Source organism: Actinomyces sp. 565 (assembly GCF_010365615.1).
In the GTDB taxonomy this organism is placed as follows: domain Bacteria; phylum Actinomycetota; class Actinomycetes; order Actinomycetales; family Actinomycetaceae; genus Actinomyces.
In genome coordinates this window covers 35,318-50,158 of sequence record NZ_PIZD01000065.1, presented here as the reverse complement: position 1 = coordinate 50,158, position 14,841 = coordinate 35,318, and the positions used below count along the sequence as shown (strand labels likewise).

14 protein-coding genes are annotated in these 14,841 nt (G+C 71.4%); 10 read left to right on the top strand and 4 right to left on the bottom strand.

Going from position 1 to position 14,841, the window contains the following annotated elements; translation table 11 throughout:
* Positions 1 to 64 precede the first annotated feature (64 nt).
* Positions 65 to 1,252 carry an amidohydrolase family protein gene (locus GZ997_RS10630; protein ID WP_238994416.1) on the top strand — a complete coding sequence of 396 codons (1,188 nt, stop codon included), beginning with the start codon at positions 65 to 67 and terminating at the stop codon, positions 1,250 to 1,252.
* Between the two features lie 16 nt (positions 1,253 to 1,268).
* Here GZ997_RS10630 and GZ997_RS10625 read toward each other — a convergent pair whose 3' ends face one another.
* Together GZ997_RS10625 and GZ997_RS10620 are read right to left on the bottom strand one after the other, a co-directional pair.
* The gene (locus GZ997_RS10625; RefSeq protein ID WP_162679867.1) at positions 1,269 to 1,826 is read right to left on the bottom strand and encodes a DUF664 domain-containing protein; all 558 of its coding nucleotides are present in this window, start codon (positions 1,824 to 1,826) and stop codon (positions 1,269 to 1,271) included.
* 43 nt (positions 1,827 to 1,869) lie between these two features.
* Complete coding sequence (locus GZ997_RS10620) at positions 1,870 to 2,451, bottom strand: zinc ribbon domain-containing protein (protein WP_203234196.1); 582 nt, start codon at positions 2,449 to 2,451, stop codon at positions 1,870 to 1,872.
* Positions 2,452 to 2,551: 100 nt separating this feature from the next.
* Between GZ997_RS10620 and GZ997_RS12840 the strand changes: the two genes are divergently transcribed.
* A complete protein-coding gene (locus GZ997_RS12840) occupies positions 2,552 to 2,710 on the top strand; it encodes a hypothetical protein (RefSeq protein WP_238994411.1) in 159 nt (52 codons plus the stop codon).
* A 386-nt stretch (positions 2,711 to 3,096) separates the two neighbouring features.
* Here GZ997_RS12840 and GZ997_RS10610 read toward each other — a convergent pair whose 3' ends face one another.
* Both GZ997_RS10610 and GZ997_RS10605 read right to left on the bottom strand, forming a co-directional pair.
* Positions 3,097 to 4,491 carry an isochorismate synthase gene (locus GZ997_RS10610; protein WP_343212325.1) on the bottom strand — a complete coding sequence of 465 codons (1,395 nt, stop codon included), beginning with the start codon at positions 4,489 to 4,491 and terminating at the stop codon, positions 3,097 to 3,099.
* Position 4,492: 1 nt separating this feature from the next.
* Complete coding sequence (locus tag GZ997_RS10605; protein ID WP_162679866.1) at positions 4,493 to 5,239, bottom strand: demethylmenaquinone methyltransferase; 747 nt, start codon at positions 5,237 to 5,239, stop codon at positions 4,493 to 4,495.
* A gap of 361 nt (positions 5,240 to 5,600) precedes the next feature.
* On the opposite strand from GZ997_RS10605, the gene GZ997_RS10600 reads away from it, so the two are divergent.
* From GZ997_RS10600 to GZ997_RS10565, 8 genes are all read left to right on the top strand, one after another.
* Positions 5,601 to 6,899 (top strand): geranylgeranyl reductase family protein, encoded by a 1,299-nt coding sequence (locus GZ997_RS10600; RefSeq protein WP_162679865.1) that lies wholly within the window; start codon positions 5,601 to 5,603, stop codon positions 6,897 to 6,899.
* The gene (ndhC, locus tag GZ997_RS10595) at positions 6,896 to 7,255 is read left to right on the top strand and encodes an NADH-quinone oxidoreductase subunit A (protein ID WP_162679864.1); all 360 of its coding nucleotides are present in this window, start codon (positions 6,896 to 6,898) and stop codon (positions 7,253 to 7,255) included. The genes GZ997_RS10600 and ndhC overlap by 4 nt, the downstream gene beginning before the upstream one ends.
* A 13-nt stretch (positions 7,256 to 7,268) precedes the next feature.
* The gene (locus GZ997_RS10590) at positions 7,269 to 7,889 is read left to right on the top strand and encodes an NADH-quinone oxidoreductase subunit B (RefSeq protein ID WP_161924628.1); all 621 of its coding nucleotides are present in this window, start codon (positions 7,269 to 7,271) and stop codon (positions 7,887 to 7,889) included.
* Positions 7,886 to 8,656, top strand: a complete 771-nt coding sequence (locus tag GZ997_RS10585) for an NADH-quinone oxidoreductase subunit C (RefSeq protein WP_162679863.1) — start codon at positions 7,886 to 7,888, stop codon at positions 8,654 to 8,656. Before GZ997_RS10590 ends, GZ997_RS10585 begins: the two co-directional genes overlap by 4 nt.
* Complete coding sequence (locus GZ997_RS10580) at positions 8,656 to 10,035, top strand: NADH-quinone oxidoreductase subunit D (RefSeq protein WP_162679862.1); 1,380 nt, start codon at positions 8,656 to 8,658, stop codon at positions 10,033 to 10,035. The genes GZ997_RS10585 and GZ997_RS10580 overlap by 1 nt, the downstream gene beginning before the upstream one ends.
* Positions 10,035 to 10,760, top strand: coding sequence for an NADH-quinone oxidoreductase subunit NuoE (nuoE, locus tag GZ997_RS10575; protein WP_162679861.1), 726 nt, complete (start codon positions 10,035 to 10,037; stop codon positions 10,758 to 10,760). Before GZ997_RS10580 ends, nuoE begins: the two co-directional genes overlap by 1 nt.
* 71 nt (positions 10,761 to 10,831) lie before the next feature.
* Complete coding sequence (gene nuoF, locus GZ997_RS10570) at positions 10,832 to 12,118, top strand: NADH-quinone oxidoreductase subunit NuoF (RefSeq protein ID WP_162679903.1); 1,287 nt, start codon at positions 10,832 to 10,834, stop codon at positions 12,116 to 12,118.
* A 4-nt stretch (positions 12,119 to 12,122) separates the two neighbouring features.
* Positions 12,123 to 14,837, top strand: coding sequence for an NADH-quinone oxidoreductase subunit G (locus tag GZ997_RS10565; protein ID WP_161924625.1), 2,715 nt, complete (start codon positions 12,123 to 12,125; stop codon positions 14,835 to 14,837).
* The last annotated feature ends 4 nt before the right edge of the window (positions 14,838 to 14,841 follow it).

Sequence of the window (14,841 nt, the reverse complement as noted above, 5' to 3'; positions counted from 1 at the left end):
CACCGCGGCCTCCGCCGCAGCCGCCGATACCCCCTTCGCCCTACGTGGACGCGTGGTCACACCAATGCAGATCATTGACGACGGCGTCGTCGTCATCGCCGCACGTCACCTCGCCTGGGTCGGGCCGGCCCCGGAGGCCGCTCGGGCCGGCTGGGCGGATCTGCTTGCCTCGGCCCGCAGCGCCCCGGCGGGCGGCTACCTGCTGCCCGGCCTGGTTGACGTGCACTGCCACGGCGGTGGCGGGGAGTCCTTCCCCAACGCTGAGACCCGCGCCCAGGCCATGACCGCCGTCCGTGAGCACCGCCGGCACGGAACGACGAGCCTGGTCGCCTCCTGCGTCACCGCCGCCCCCGAGGTGCTCAAGGCGCGCACGCGAGTACTGGCCGACCTGTGCGACGCCGGCGAGCTCGCCGGGATCCACTTCGAGGGACCGTTCGTGTCCGCCGAGCGCTGCGGCGCCCAGGACCCCACATACATCACGGACCCCGACGCCGCCCTCACCCGCGAGCTGATCGAGCTCGGCCGCGGACACGTGGCCACCATGACGATCGCCCCCGAGAAGCCGCACATCACCGGCGACGACGGCGTGGTCGCCGCGCTGATCGACGGCGGCGCACTGCCCTCCTTCGGCCACACCGATGCCGAGGCCGCCCCAGTGCGCGCCGCCCTGGCCGACGCCTCCGCCCGCATCGCCGCGCGCGCGGCGTCCAGTGAGCCGGCCCGCTCCGCGCGCGTAACCGCCACCCACCTGTTCAACGGCATGCGCCCCATGCACCACCGCAAGCCCGGACCCGTACCCGAGTTCCTGGCCGCCGCGGCGAGCGGGGAGTGCATTGTGGAGCTGATCGGCGACGGCGTCCACCTGGACCCCGCCATCGTGCGGGACATGTTTGAAACGCTGGGGCGGGAGAACGTCGTGCTGATCACCGACGCGCTCGCCGCCGCCGGCGTGCCCGACGGCGACTACGTGCTTGGCTCCCAGGCCGTCACGGTTTCCGCCGGGGTGGCCCGCCTGATCGAGGGCGGGGCACTGGCCGGCAGCACGGCGCACCTGATTGACGTCGTGCGCACCACCTGGCGCGGCGGGGTTGACCTGGTCGACGCCGTCTTCGCCGCCTCCTGCCAGGGCGCCGAGATCCTCGGGGAGGACTCCATCGGCGCGCTGGAGCCCGGTCTATGGGCCGACGTGGTGGTAACCGACGCGGACCTGAACCCGGTCACGGTGTTCCGCCGCGGTGAGGCGGTGGACTGACGCGGGCAAGGGTCGCTCAGCCGGGCAGACCCAGCAGCCGGTGGGTGTAAACGGCCTGCCCGGAGTGCTGGGCAGCGTCGTCGATGATCGAGGCCAGCCGCACCCCGCGAGTCACCGGCGGCGTCCAGGCGCGGTCGATGACCTCCTCAAGCGCCTGCGGGTGCAGTGAGCGCAGGTAGTCGCGGGCCAGGTCATAGGCGGCGTCGAGGTAGCTGGTCAGGACGGTGAGGTCTTCCACGCGCACCAGTGCCGCCTGCTCCGGGGTGTGGCGCCAGTCCTCGGTGTCATCGGGCAGGGGCAGGTTGAAACGCTCCTTGAAGCCACGGGATGTCCACAGCGTCTCGATGCCCGCCAGGGCGGAGATCTGCAGGTCGATCTCCCGGGCGGTGTGCCAGGCCAGCCAGCTCAGGGAGTCGATACGCGGGGCGAGCTGCGGGGTGGGCTGTGTGTTCGCCTGCTCCAGGCTCACGCCGTCGAGGGCGCGGTCGAAGCGCTCGCGGGAGCGGTCCAGTGAGGCCAGTAGCAGCTCGAGGTAGGCGTTGGGGGGTGCAGGGGAGTCGGTGAGTTCGCTCATGCCCCCACGGTAGGCGCGGGTCGGCGTCCAGGCTAGGTGCGGGTCAGATCCGCTGGCCGCACTGGGAGCAGAAGGTGGCGTCCTCCGTCTCCAGGTAACCGCAGGACCGGCAGCGCAGCCTGACCACCTGTGCCGGGGACTCGGCCGGCTTGGAAGCGCCTTCAAGCGCCGCCTGCAGGGCAGGGATCTCTTCGAGCCGCATCTGGTCCTGAGCGCCTTCCGAGCGCTTCCACGGCTCGGCGTCGCGGGCCTCGCCCTGGGGCGACAGCACCACGCCGGCGCCGGCCAGACCCTGCCTGCCCACGCGTCGCAGCCACTGGCCGGCACTGATGACTAAGACTCCTAGGAATGCCACGGGGAAGAACTGGAAGACGCGGCCGATGCCGCTTCCGATAGCCGTGTGGTCGCCGGAGCCGAATACGTCACCGATCCCGGCGAAGGCGCCAAAGCCGGCGATGAAGACGCTGAAGAACATGAGCAGGCCGAGTCCCTGGAGGAAGGCTCCGCCGTAGTAGGCGGCCTTCCGCCACGTTGGTACGTCATAGCGGCGCGGCCGGTCACCGTTGCTCGCGTACGGTGAGTGCTGATAGTGCGACTGCTGGTCGGGCGCCGGGCTGCTGGTCATGGGCGGACCTCCGGTTGGGGAAGGACGCTTAACCTTAACCGACCACGCACATAATCACGAATCGGGAACGGGGACAGTGCGGGTCCAGCGGTCCACGTGCTTGGGTGCGATCGATGCCGCGCTGACAGATGCCGATGTTGATGCCGGCGAGCGAGCCGATGAGGGCTTCGCCCTGGCCCCCATGCTCGACCCGCCCGAGGCCTGCATACGGGTAAGGAGAAGCAAGCAACGAATAGTCGCCGGGGTGCGGCGCCGGTGACCGACCGAGTCGCGTGTGGCGGTGGCCAGTCCAACATGTTCGTAGTAGCGGAGCGCGTGCGGGCTGAGCTGCAGGTGCCGGGAGGTGGCGCCGATAGCCCGGTCCGCCGCTTGATCCTCGCGGACCAGGCCTTGCTGCGCTTACCGACTCCGCCGGGTGGGCCGTCCGCCAGGGCCGACCGCAAGGCGCACGGCTTGTGCCAGGACTCCCGAAACCGTACTTCGAGCACCCTTGAGGCCATGCGTTGGCACGAAATGCACCACTTTCCCGATCCCGGTAACCGCAGCCTGGCGCGTGATCCGCATGATTACGGGGTTTTCCTGGTGCGGCGCGAACGATCCACCAAGGAAAGTGGTGCAGACTGTGACACTTTTCCCGCTGGACGGCTAGATGTTCGCGCCCAGGGCGGCCAGCACGGGGCGCATCTTGGCCTTCGTCTCGGCCAGCTCGTCGGCCGGCACCGAGTCGGGCATGATCCCGCCGCCGCCGAAGACTCGCGCCGGCGCCTGCGGGCCCGCCCCGCCCGGCGGCAGGGCGGCGCTGCGGAGCGCAATGCACCACTCGCCCTCGCCGTGCCAGTCCACCCAGCCCACGGGGCCGGCGTACCTCCCCCGGTCCATGCCCTCCACCTCGGCGATGATGCGGGCGGCCGCGGCGGTGGGGGTGCCGCATACGGCCGCAGTGGGGTGCAGTGCGCCCACCAGGGACAACGCCCCCGTGTCCCCGGCAACCACGCCGGTGATGTCGGTGGCCAGGTGCAGCACGTTCGGCAGCGTCAGTACCCGCGGCGGCTGTGCCTCCACCGTGGAGCACAGGGGCTCCAGGGCCGAGATCGCGGAGGCCCGCGCCAGCTCGTGCTCGGCCCGGTTCTTGGCCGAAGCCGCCAGCCAGCCCGCCAGCCGCTCGGCCTCGCGCGCGCGGGCCGCCGCGTCGCCCGGGTGACGGCGCGCGGTACCCGCCAGCACCCGGCTGGCAAGATGCCGGTTCTCCAGCCGCACCAGCAGTTCCGGGGTCGCCCCCACCATGGCGTCCACGGCGAAGGTCCAGCAGGACGGGTAGCTCGCGCCCAGTCGGCGCAGTAGGTCGCCGGTCGCCAGGGGTGCGGCCGGTGTTACGAGCAGATCCCGCGCCAGCACCACCTTGCGGGCCTCCCCGGCAGTCATGCGCCGCTGTACCTCTGCGACGGTGGCCAGGTAGTCGGTCTCGGACAGCGCCCCGGGCGAGATCACGGGGGCGCCGGGGGAGGAGGCAGTTGCCCCTCCGGATGCTGGTGGTCGCATCTGGGCCAGGACCTCCGCCGCGTCCGGGTGCGCCTCGCCCTCTGCCACGGCAGTGGTCAGCCACGCCCCGGCGTCATCCAGACCCACGATCACGCGCGGCACGATGAGTACCGAGGCGGCGGCGGAGTCGGGGGAGAAGGCGATGGTCCCCAGCGCGACCGGCCCGGTGCCCGGGCGTACCAGGGCGTCGCGCCACCATGAGGCGTAGACCGTGGCCCGCCAGGCGGCGCGCAGCGCCTCGATCCGGTCGGTGCCGGCGGCCTCCAGGCACAGCGCGCGTCCCCAGCCGACCAGCCCGCGCCCGTGACGCACCCAGGACACCGGGTCCTGGCGCCCGGCCAGCAGCTCAAGCAGCCCCGTGCCGCCGCCGCCCTCCGGGGTGATGCTGCCGGCGGGTAGTGCGACCGTGCGGAAGGACATGCGCGGCGGAGCGGCGGCGGCCTGCGCCGCAGGCAGTCGCAGGCCGCCGGCGGAGGTCCCCGCGGGTACCGCCACGGTCACCTCAGGCCTCCGGGGCCGTCGGCGCGGCGTTGCCGGCGCTGCTGGCCGCGGGTACCCCCGGCTTGGTGGCGCGGTGGATGGCGACGATCCCGCCGGACAGGTTCTTGTAGCCGACCGTGCGCCAGCCGGCGCGCTGGATCAACTCCGCCAGGGCCTCCTGGTCCGGCCAGTCCAGGATTGACTCGCCCAGGTAGCTATAGGCATCGGCGTTGGAGGACAGCAGCTTTCCGGCCGCGGGCAGGGCCGTGCCCAGGTAGAAGCGGTAAAGGCGGCGGAAGGCCGCATTCACGGGTGTGGAGAACTCCGCGATCACCAGGCGCCCGCCCGGACGGGTCACGCGCGTCATCTCCGCCAGCGCCTTGGCGGTGTCCTGCACATTGCGCAGCCCGTAGGAGATGGTGACCACGTCAAAGGTGGCGTCGGCGAAGGGCAGGTCGGTGGCGTCACCGACCACGAACTCGATCTCCGGGTGGCGCAGACGCCCCTGCGCCACCATGCCCGCAGACAGGTCGCAGGCAACCACGTCCGCACCGGCGGCGGCGTAGTCGGCGGCGGAGGTGCCGGTGCCTGCGGCCAGGTCCAGCACCCGCATGCCGGGGCCGGCGGCGACGGCGGCGCGGGTTACGGCGCGCCACATGCGCACCTGCCACAGGCTCATCACGTCATTGGTCAGGTCATAGCGGCGGGCGACGGCATCGAACATGCCCGCGACCTCACGGGGGTCCTTGGCTAGGGAGGCTCGGCTCATGGGGTGATCCTCGCAGATCCGGGGCCCGCTCCGGAGCGGGCCCCGCCCCCGGGTGGGCGGCCCTGCGCCGACGACGCTAATTCGCAAGGGTAGGTATCTCTAATTGCGCGTCTAGTGCCGTCGCGGCGTTCTCGCGGGCGTTCCGTATGTCTTCGCGTTATTATGGAAATCGCGGGGAATAACCGGGTTCGGCGAGGGTGCTGGCGGAGCCTGCGGATGACTAGCCGAGGTCAGCCGGTAATGTCTCGGCAGGTCCCGGTCTGTTGCAGGGCTGCCGGGTTCCGGCTGCCCTCCCCGGCAGTCGCAGGACAGTTCCAACATCCCGATCCGCACGAGTGGCACGCGAAGGAGGCGCGCAGTAATGGCAGCAGCCGCAGGCGATCTCAGTGCTGACGTCGTAGTTGTGGGCGCCGGCCCCGCGGGCTCCTCCGCCGCCTACCACCTGGCCAGGCTGGGACTGGACGTGCTGCTGCTGGAGCGTCAGGAGCTCGGGCGGGACAAGGTCTGCGGCGATGGGCTCACCCCCGCTGCCGTGCGCGAGCTGGTGCGCATGGGCGTGGACACCTCCACCTGGCAGCGCAACCAGGGGCTGCGGGTAATCGGTGGCGGACACCTTCTGCACATCCCCTGGCCGGAGCAGCCCAGCCTGCCCTCCTACGGCCTGGCCCGGCGCCGTAGCGAGCTGGATCGGGACCTGGCCACCCGCGCCGTAGCCGCCGGCGCCCGCCTGATCACCGGCGTGACCGCAACTGAGCCGGTCACCAGTGCCGCGGGCCGCGTCACCGGCGTGAGGATCGCCCCCACCCCGCGCAGTCCGGAGCCGGGTATCGAGGCCCCGGCCACCGTGCGCGCCCCGCTGGTCATGGACGCCGGCGGTGTCTCCGCCCGCCTGGCCACCGCCGCGGGCCGCCGGAAGAACGAGCGCAGGCCGCTGGGCGTGGCCGTGCGCGCGTACTTCCGCTCCCCGCGTGCCGACGACGCCTGGATGGAGTCCCGCCTGGAGCTGTGGGACGGCCCCGCCCGACGCTCTGACCTGCTGCCCGGCTACGGCTGGATCTGGAGCGTGGGTGACGGCCTGGTCAATGTGGGCCTGGGTTCGGTCGCCTCGACGCCGGCCGCGGCGTCTGCGCGCGGCATCGACTACCGCGCCGTTTTCAACCGCTGGCTGGAGCACGTGCCTGCCGCCTGGGGCTTCAGCCCCGAGAACCGGGTGGGCCGCGTCGCCTCCGCTGCACTGCCCATGGCCTTCAACCGCAAGCCCCACTACGCCGACGGGCTCATGCTGCTGGGTGACGCCGGCGGCATGGTCTCCCCCTTCAACGGGGAGGGCATCGCCCAGGCGCTTATGGCCGGGCGCCTGGCCGCCGAGGCTGCCGCGCAGGCTGCGGCCCGCACCACGGCTTCCGGGCGCGAGCTCGCCCTGGCCCAGTACCCCGCCGCCCTGGAGGCGCAGATGGGCGGCTACTACACGCTCGGGCGCATCTTCGTCGCCCTGATTGAGCACCCTGAGGTGATGCGCGTGTGCACCCGCTACGGGCTGCCACGCAAGCGCCTGATGCGGCTCGTCGCCAAGCTCCTGTCCGATGGCTGGGAGCGCCGCGGCGGCGACGGAATCGACCACTTCATCCAACTTCTGACAAGGATGGTGCCGGCAGCATGAACCCGTACGTCTCCCTGCTCATCATGGCGGCAGTCGCCATGGTCGTCGCCGTCGGCGGCCTGGTGCTGTCTGCGATCGTGAGCCCGAACCGGCGCAACCGGGTCAAGGTCGCCAACTACGAGTGCGGCATTGACCCCACCCCCACCAACGTCGACCAGGGCCGGTTCCCCGTGTCCTTCTACCTGGTCGGCATGACCTTCATCATCTTCGACGTCGAGGTCGTCTTCCTCTACCCGTGGGCCACCGCCTTCACGCAGCTGGGCTTCTTCGGGCTGAGCGCCGCCCTCGCCTTCATCGCCCTGATCACGGTGCCCTACCTCCTGGAGTGGCGCCGCGGCGGCCTGGACTGGGAGTAAGGGAGCAAGCCCGATGAACATGCGTGAGTACAACGAGAAGATGCTCCACATCCCCTCCAAGCGGGATGACCTGCAGGCGCAGGCGCTGGAGAGCGTTGAGGGGCCCGGCTTCATGCTCACCACCGTGGAGAAGCTGGCCGACCTGGCGCAGGCGCGCTCGCTGTGGCCGGTGACCATGGGCCTGGCCTGCTGCGCCATCGAGATGATGGCCACCGGTACGCCCCGCTTCGACATGGCCCGCTTTGGCTGGGAGGTCTTCCGCGCCTCGCCGCGCCACGCCGACGTCATGATCGTCTCCGGCCGCGTCTCCCACAAGATGGCGCCGGTAGTGCGCAACGTCTACGACTCCATGCCCGAGCCCAAGTGGGTCATCTCCATGGGGGCCTGTGCCTCCTCCGGCGGCGTGTTCAACAACTACGCCGTGGTCCAGGGCGCCGACCACATCGTCCCGGTGGACATCTACCTGCCCGGCTGCCCGCCGCGCCCGGAGATGCTGCTGGGTGCCATGCTCGAGCTCACCCGCCAGATCGAGCGCAAGCCGATCTTCGCCCACCGCGAGGAGATCGCCCGCGCCGTTGAGGCCGCCGCCCTCAAGGCCGTCCCCACCGCCGAGATGAAGGGTCTGCTCGCATGACCGCCAACGCTGGGAACGCTGAGAACAACGCCGCTTCCGACGCCGTCGCCGAGGCCGCCGCCGTACCGGAGGTTGCCGGCCAGCCGGTGCGCGAGGAGCTGCGGCTGGAGGTCATCGGCACGCACACCGGCCAGTTCGGCGCCGGTGACGCCGGCGACACCACCGGCTACGGGGGCACCGCCAGCGTGGTCGCCCTCGCCCCGGCGTCCACGCGCCCCTACGGGGAGTGGTTCGATGACGTCGTCGACGCCCTCATCGAGGACCTCACGGAGGCCGGGGTGGACCCCGCCGCGGCCATTGAGAAGGTGGTGGTGGACCGCGGCGAGCTGACCCTGTTCATCACCCGCGAGCACCTGCTGGACGTGGCCCGCCCGCTGCGCGACGACCAGGACCTGCGCTTCGAGCTGTGCCTGGGCGTGACCGGCGTGCACTACCCGGGCGACGCCGGCCGCGAGCTGCACGCCTGCTACGAGCTGATCTCCCTGACCCACGGCGCCCGTGACCTGCGCCTGGAGGTCACCTGCCCCGAATCCGACCCGCACGTACCCTCGCTGGTACCGGTTTATCCGGGCAATGACTGGCACGAGCGCGAGGCCTGGGACCTGATGGGTATCGTCTTCGACGGCCACCCCAACCTGACCCGCTCGGCCATGCCCGACGACTGGGTGGGGCACCCGCAGCGCAAGGACTACCCGCTCGGAGGCATCCCCGTGGAGTACAAGGGCGCCTCAACCGCTACCGCCGACACCCGGAGGTCATACCGCTGATGAGCACACTGCACGCCACCGGCCCCGCCACCGATGACCTCACCGACGGCGCCCCCCAGTTCACCGCCAGCGGCGGGGACTGGGATGACATCGCCGCCCAGATCGCCGCCCGCGACGAGGCCGACCGCCTCCAGCGCGACCGCGTAGTGGTCAACATGGGCCCGGTCCACCCCTCCACGCACGGGGTGCTGCGCCTGGTGCTGGAGACCGACGGGGAGACCGTCACCGAGCTGCGTGCCGGCACGGGCTTCCTGCACACCGGCATTGAGAAGAACATGGAGTACCGCACCTGGGTGCAGGGGGAGACCTTTGTAACCCGCATGGACTACGTGGCTCCCTTCTTCCAGGAGGTCGGCTACGCCCTGGCGGTGGAGAAGCTGCTCGGCATCACCGATGACGTCCCTGAGAAGGCGACCGTGGCCCGCGTGGTGCTCATGGAGCTCAACCGCATCGCCAGCCACGTGGTGGCCATCGGCTCGGCCGGCAACGAGATGGGCGGCACCACGCTGATGACCATCTCCTTCCGGTGCCGTGAGAACATCCTGCGCGCCTTCGAGATGGCCTCCGGGCTGCGTATGAACCACGCCTATGTGCGCCCCGGCGGCCTGGCCCAGGACCTGCCGGAGGGCTTCACCGACTTCGTCCGCTCGGTCATGCCGAACATCAAGAACGACCTGGGCGAGCTGGAGTCCCTGCTCATGGCCAACCCGATCCTGAAGTCCCGGTTCGTCGGGATCGGCGAGATGAGCCTTTCCGCCGCGATGGCCATGGGGCTGACCGGGCCGTGCATCAGGGCCGCGGGCTACCCGCTGGACATGCGCAAGCTGCGCCCCTACTGCGGGTATGAGACCTATGACTTCGAGGTCCCCGTGTACGACCGCTCCGACTGCTACAACCGGCTGCGGGTCCGCTTCGACGAGTGCTACCAGTCCCTGAAGATCGTCTCCCAGGCACTGGACCGGCTCGACGAGATCGCCGGGCGCGGGGACGACCCCTCCAACACCACGATGGTGGCCGACCCGACCATCGCCTGGCCCGCCCGCATGGCCGTCGCCACCGACGGGCAGGGGCAGTCCCTGGAGCACGTCAAGGAGATCATGGGCACCTCCATGGAGTCCCTGATCCACCACTTCAAGCTCGTCACCCAGGGTTTCCGGGTGCCTGCCGGGCAGGTGTACCAGACGGTTGAGCACGCCAAGGGCGTCCTGGGCATCCAGGCCGTCTCCGACGGCGGCACCCGCCCCTACCGGGTCCACTTCCGGGACCCCTCCTACTCCAACCTGCAATCGCTGGCCATGATGAGCGAGGGCGGCATGATCGCCGACGTCGTGCCCTCCCTGGCCTCGATCGACCCCGTCCTGGGAGGCGTGGACCGCTAATGAGCACCCTTGAGAACACCCCTGCCCCGGCCGACGCCGCCGGGATCGCGCTCGGCTACGCCCCGGACGTGGCCGCGCAGCTGGACGCCGATATCGCCGAGATCATGTCCCGCTACCCGTCCGGGTACGAGCGCAGCGCCATCATCCCCATGCTGCACCTGCTGCAGAGCGTGGACGGCTACGTCTCTCCGGTCGGCATCGCGCTGGTCGCCCAGAAGCTGGAGCTGACCCGCTCCGAGGTCTCCGCCGTGGCGACTTTCTACAGCCAGTTCCGCCGCCACCCCGCGGGGGAGTACCACGTGGGTGTTTGCACCAACGCCCTGTGCGCCGTCATGGGAGGCGACGAGGTCTGGCAGGCCGTCAGTGAGCACACCGGGCTCGGCAGCGACGAGACCAGCGCGGACGGCCGCATCAGCCTGGAGCGCGTGGAGTGCAACGCGGCCTGCGACTACGCCCCCGTGGTGATGGTCAACTGGGAGTTCTTCGATAACCAGACCCCCGCCTCCGCCGTCGACCTGGTGACACGCCTGGAGCGCGGCGAGGACGTGACCCCCACCCGTGGCCCGGAGACCGTGCCGACCTTCCGGGAGAACGAGCGGCTGCTGGCCGGATTCGAGGACGGCCGTGCCGACGAGGGCGTTGCGGCCGGCGAGTCCAGCCTGCGCGGCCTGCGGCTGGCCCGTGAGCACGACTGGACAGCACCCACCCAGGAGGAGGACAAGTGAGTGAGCAGACGCCCGGCTCCGCAGAGCCGGCCTTCACCGCGCCGGGAACACTCACCCCGGTCGTCACCGACATGTGGGACAAGCAGCGCTCCTGGACGCTGGACGCCTACCGGGAGGCCGGCGGCTACCGGGGCCTGGCCCGGGCCAAGACCATGAGCTCGGCAGAGCTGATCGAGCTGGTCAAGGCCTCCAACCTGCGCGGCCGCGGCGGCGCCGGCTTCCCCACCGGGCTGAAGTGGTCCTTCCTGCCCGCCCCGGACGGCCTGCCCCGCTACCTGGTGGTCAACGCCGATGAGTCCGAGCCCGGCACCTGCAAGGACATGCCCACCCTGATGGCCAACCCGCACGCCCTGGTGGAGGGCGTAGCCATCACCTCCCGCGCCATCGGCGCCGACCGTGCCTTCGTGTACGTGCGCGGCGAGGTCGCCCACGCCTACCGCCGCCTGCTGCACGCCATCCACGACGCCACCGACGCCGGCCTGCTCGACGACGGCTTCGGCCTGGACGGCAGCCAGCCGCTCAAGATCGTCGCCCACGCCGGTGCAGGCGCCTACATCTGCGGTGAGGAGACGGCGCTGCTGGACTCCCTGGAGGGACGCCGCGGCCACCCGCGCCTGCGCCCCCCGTTCCCCGCGGTGCAGGGCCTGTACGCCCGCCCCACCGTCATCAACAACGTCGAGACCATCGCCTCCGTGCCCGGGGTGCTGGCCCGCGGCGCCGCCTGGTACTCATCCATGGGCACCGAGCGCTCCAAGGGGCACGGCTTGTTCTCCGTGACCGGGCACGTGGCCAATCCTGGGCAGTTCGAGGCGCCCTTCGGCATCACCATGCGCGAGCTGATTGAACTGGCCGGCGGTGTCCGGGCGGGCCACGAGCTGAAGTTCTGGGTGCCGGGCGGCTCGTCCACCCCGATCTTCGGCCCCGAGGAGCTGGATGTCCCGCTCGACTACGAGTCCGTGGTCGGTGCCGGCTCGCTGCTCGGCACCCGCGCCCTGCAGGTCTTCGACGACACCGTTTCGGTGGTTCGCGTGGTGTCCCGGTGGACCGAGTTCTACCAGCACGAGTCCTGCGGCAAGTGCACCCCGTGCCGCGAGGGCACCTACTGGATGCGGCAGATCATGACCCGCCTGGAGGCGGGCCTGGGCGAGCCCGGCGACGTGGAGAAGCTAGAGGATATCGCCGCCAACATCTCCGGCCGCTCCTTCTGTGCCCTCGGCGACGCCGCCGCCACCCCGGTGCTCTCCGGCATCAAGCGCTTCCGCAGCGAGTTCGAGGCCGGCTACACCACACCCGCGGCCGAGCTGTTCCCCCACGCGGCCTCCTCCATTGTCAACAGCCAGGCTCAGAGCGGACGGTGACCAGATGACTGACACGGTCAACATCACGATCGACGGCATGAACGTCGAGGTGGACAAGGGCACGCTGCTGATTCGGGCCGCGGAGCAGGTGGGCGTGCGCATTCCCCGCTTCTGCGACCACCCGCTGCTGGCGCCCTCAGCCAACTGCCGCCAGTGCCTGGTGGAAGTCGCCATGCCGGGGCGCGACGGCGTCGTGCGCCCCATGCCCAAGCCGCAGCCCGCCTGCGCCATGACCGCATCAGAGGGGATGGAGGTCTCCACCCAGGCCACCAGCCAGGTGGCCGCCAAGGCCCAGGCCGGCACCATGGAGTTCCTCCTGATCAACCACCCACTGGACTGCCCGGTGTGCGACAAGGGCGGCGAGTGCCCCCTGCAGAACCAGGCCCTGGAGCTGATGGCCTCCGGCGCGCAGGCGGCCACCCGCTTCACCGACGTCAAGCGCGCCTTCCCCAAGCCGCTGCGCCTGACCAGCAACATCCTGCTCGACCGCGACCGCTGCATCCTGTGCCAGCGCTGCGTGCGCTTCGCCGACCAGATCGCCGGCGACCGCTTCATCACCCTGCAGGGACGCGGCGGCGGCCACGCCGGCGGGGAGGTCACCGGCGGGCTCTACTCCGAGCAGATCGGCCGCTTCGACTCCGGCGTCCTGGACTTCCACGATCCCGCGGCCGTCGCCTCGGGGCACACCCAGACCGTCCGCGGCGGGGAGCACCTGGTCCCCGAGGACGACCTCGCCGGCCCCGGTGGGCAGCCCGGCGTCGTCGACGGCACCGTATATGGTCCGGGCACGCTCGGTGGGGCCGAGGAGCTGGATGTGTCCGGACGGCCCTTCGCCTCCTACTTCTCCGGCAACATCATCCAGATCTGCCCCGTCGGCGCCCTGACCAGCGCCCGCTACCGCTTCCGGGCCCGCCCCATGGACCTGGTCTCCACGGACACCGTCACCGAGCACGACGCCTCCGGCTCCGCCCTGCGCGTGGACATGCGCCGCGGCGTGGTGCTGCGCCGCCTGGCCGGCAACGACCCCGAGGTCAACGAGGAGTGGATCACCGACAAGGACCGCTTCGCCTTCCCCTGGTCATCCCTGGATGACCGCCTGGACGTCCCGCTCGTGCGCGATGAGGCCAGCGGTGAGCTGGTGCCCACCTCCTGGTCCGACGCCCTGGACGTGGCCGCCCGCGGACTTGCCGGGGCGCGCCGGGACGGCGGCGTGGGCCTGCTGCCAGGAGCTCGCCTGACCCTTGAGGACGGCTGGGCCTGGTCCCGGTTCGCCCGCACCGTGCTGGGCACCAATGACATCGACCAGCGTGTGCGCGCCCACTCTTCCGAGGAGGACTCCTTCCTGGCCGCGCGGGTGGCCGGTACCGGCCTGGGCACGGTCACCTACCGGTCGCTGGAGAGCGCCGGCCAGGTGCTGCTGATCGCCCTGGAGCCGGAGGACGAGTGCGGTTCCCTGTTCCTGCGCCTGCGCAAGGGCGTGCGCGCCGGCGGCGTCAAGGTCGCCACCGTGGCCAGCCTCCGCTCGGCCGGCTCGCGCAAGCTCGACGCCGAAGTGGTCCTGGCCGTCCCCGGAACCGAGGCGCGCGCCGTCGCCCTGCTGTCCCAGACCCACCCCGAGCTGACCCGGGCCCTGGGCGGGGAGGGTGCCACCATCCTGGTGGGGGAGCGGGCCGCGGCGGTTCCCGGATTGCTGTCCGTGGTGGACACGCTTGCCAATGCGACCGGCGCCCGCCTGGCGTGGGTGCCGCGTCGCGCCGGTGAGCGCGGCGGCATTGAGGCGGGTCTGCTCCCGCACCTGCTGCCCGGCGGGCGCCCCGTTTCCGACGCCGCCGCCCGTGCCGAGGTGCAGCAGCTGTGGGCCCCGCCTGGCGGTATCAGCGCCCCCGACCCGCTGCCCGCGCAGCCTGGACGCGACACCACTGCCATACTGCACGCGCTGGCCGACGGTGAGCTCGGTGGGCTGGTGGTCGGCGGTGTCGACCTGCGCGACTTCCCCGATCCGGGGCTGGCCCGTACCGCCCTGGCATCCTCCGGCTTCACCGTCCAGCTGGAGGTGCGCCGCAGCGAGGTCAGCGAGCACGCCGACGTGGTGCTGCCGGTGGCCCCGCCGGTGGAGAAGAACGGCACCTTCGTCAACTGGGAGGGACGCGTGCGGCCCTTCGGGCAGGCCCACGTGTCCCGCGCCCGCACCGACCGGCAGGTGCTGGCCGCACTGGCCGCCGAGATGGGCGTGGACCTCGAGGTCGACACGCTTCAGGAGGTGCACGCACAGGTGGACGCACTGGGCCTGTGGGGCGGGGATCGCCCCCGGGTCAGCTTCACCCCGGCTCCTGAGGCCCCAGACGCTTCGGCACAGGCGCCCGGCCGCTCCACGGTCAGTGGCCTGGACGCCGTACTGGCCACCCACAAGCCCATGCTCGACGCCGGCCGCCTGCAGGACGGTGAGCCCTTCCTGGCCGCCACGGGCCTGCGGCCCACGGCGCGTGTCGGCGCCGACCTGGCTGCCCGTCTGCACCTGGTCGGCGGCGAAGCAGTCGACGTGACCACCGCGGCCGGCACGATTACGCTTCCGGCCGCTGTCGGCGCAGTCCCCGACGGGACCGTCTGGCTGCCGGAGTGCTCGCCCGGCTCCACGGTGCGCCAGAGCCTCGGCGTCGGCCACGGCGCCCGTGTGTCCCTCTCACTCACCACTGCGGACAGCCCGGAGGTGGCCCAGTGAACCC

What these genes read in the sequence shown, in the direction of transcription:
- GZ997_RS10585 (WP_162679863.1), top strand. Translation starts at nt 7,886, where the DNA reads ATGACCGCCAACGCTGGGAACGCTGAGAACAACGCCGCTTCCGACGCC.
- GZ997_RS10605 (WP_162679866.1), bottom strand. Translation starts at nt 5,239, where the DNA reads ATGAGCCGAGCCTCCCTAGCCAAGGACCCCCGTGAGGTCGCGGGCATG.
- GZ997_RS10620 (WP_203234196.1), bottom strand. Translation starts at nt 2,451, where the DNA reads ATGACCAGCAGCCCGGCGCCCGACCAGCAGTCGCACTATCAGCACTCA.
- nuoF (WP_162679903.1), top strand. Translation starts at nt 10,832, where the DNA reads ATGTGGGACAAGCAGCGCTCCTGGACGCTGGACGCCTACCGGGAGGCC.
- GZ997_RS10580 (WP_162679862.1), top strand. Translation starts at nt 8,656, where the DNA reads ATGAGCACACTGCACGCCACCGGCCCCGCCACCGATGACCTCACCGAC.
- GZ997_RS10600 (WP_162679865.1), top strand. Translation starts at nt 5,601, where the DNA reads ATGGCAGCAGCCGCAGGCGATCTCAGTGCTGACGTCGTAGTTGTGGGC.
- ndhC (WP_162679864.1), top strand. Translation starts at nt 6,896, where the DNA reads ATGAACCCGTACGTCTCCCTGCTCATCATGGCGGCAGTCGCCATGGTC.
- GZ997_RS10590 (WP_161924628.1), top strand. Translation starts at nt 7,269, where the DNA reads ATGAACATGCGTGAGTACAACGAGAAGATGCTCCACATCCCCTCCAAG.
- nuoE (WP_162679861.1), top strand. Translation starts at nt 10,035, where the DNA reads ATGAGCACCCTTGAGAACACCCCTGCCCCGGCCGACGCCGCCGGGATC.
- GZ997_RS10630 (WP_238994416.1), top strand. Translation starts at nt 65, where the DNA reads ATGCAGATCATTGACGACGGCGTCGTCGTCATCGCCGCACGTCACCTC.
- GZ997_RS10625 (WP_162679867.1), bottom strand. Translation starts at nt 1,826, where the DNA reads ATGAGCGAACTCACCGACTCCCCTGCACCCCCCAACGCCTACCTCGAG.
- GZ997_RS10565 (WP_161924625.1), top strand. Translation starts at nt 12,123, where the DNA reads ATGACTGACACGGTCAACATCACGATCGACGGCATGAACGTCGAGGTG.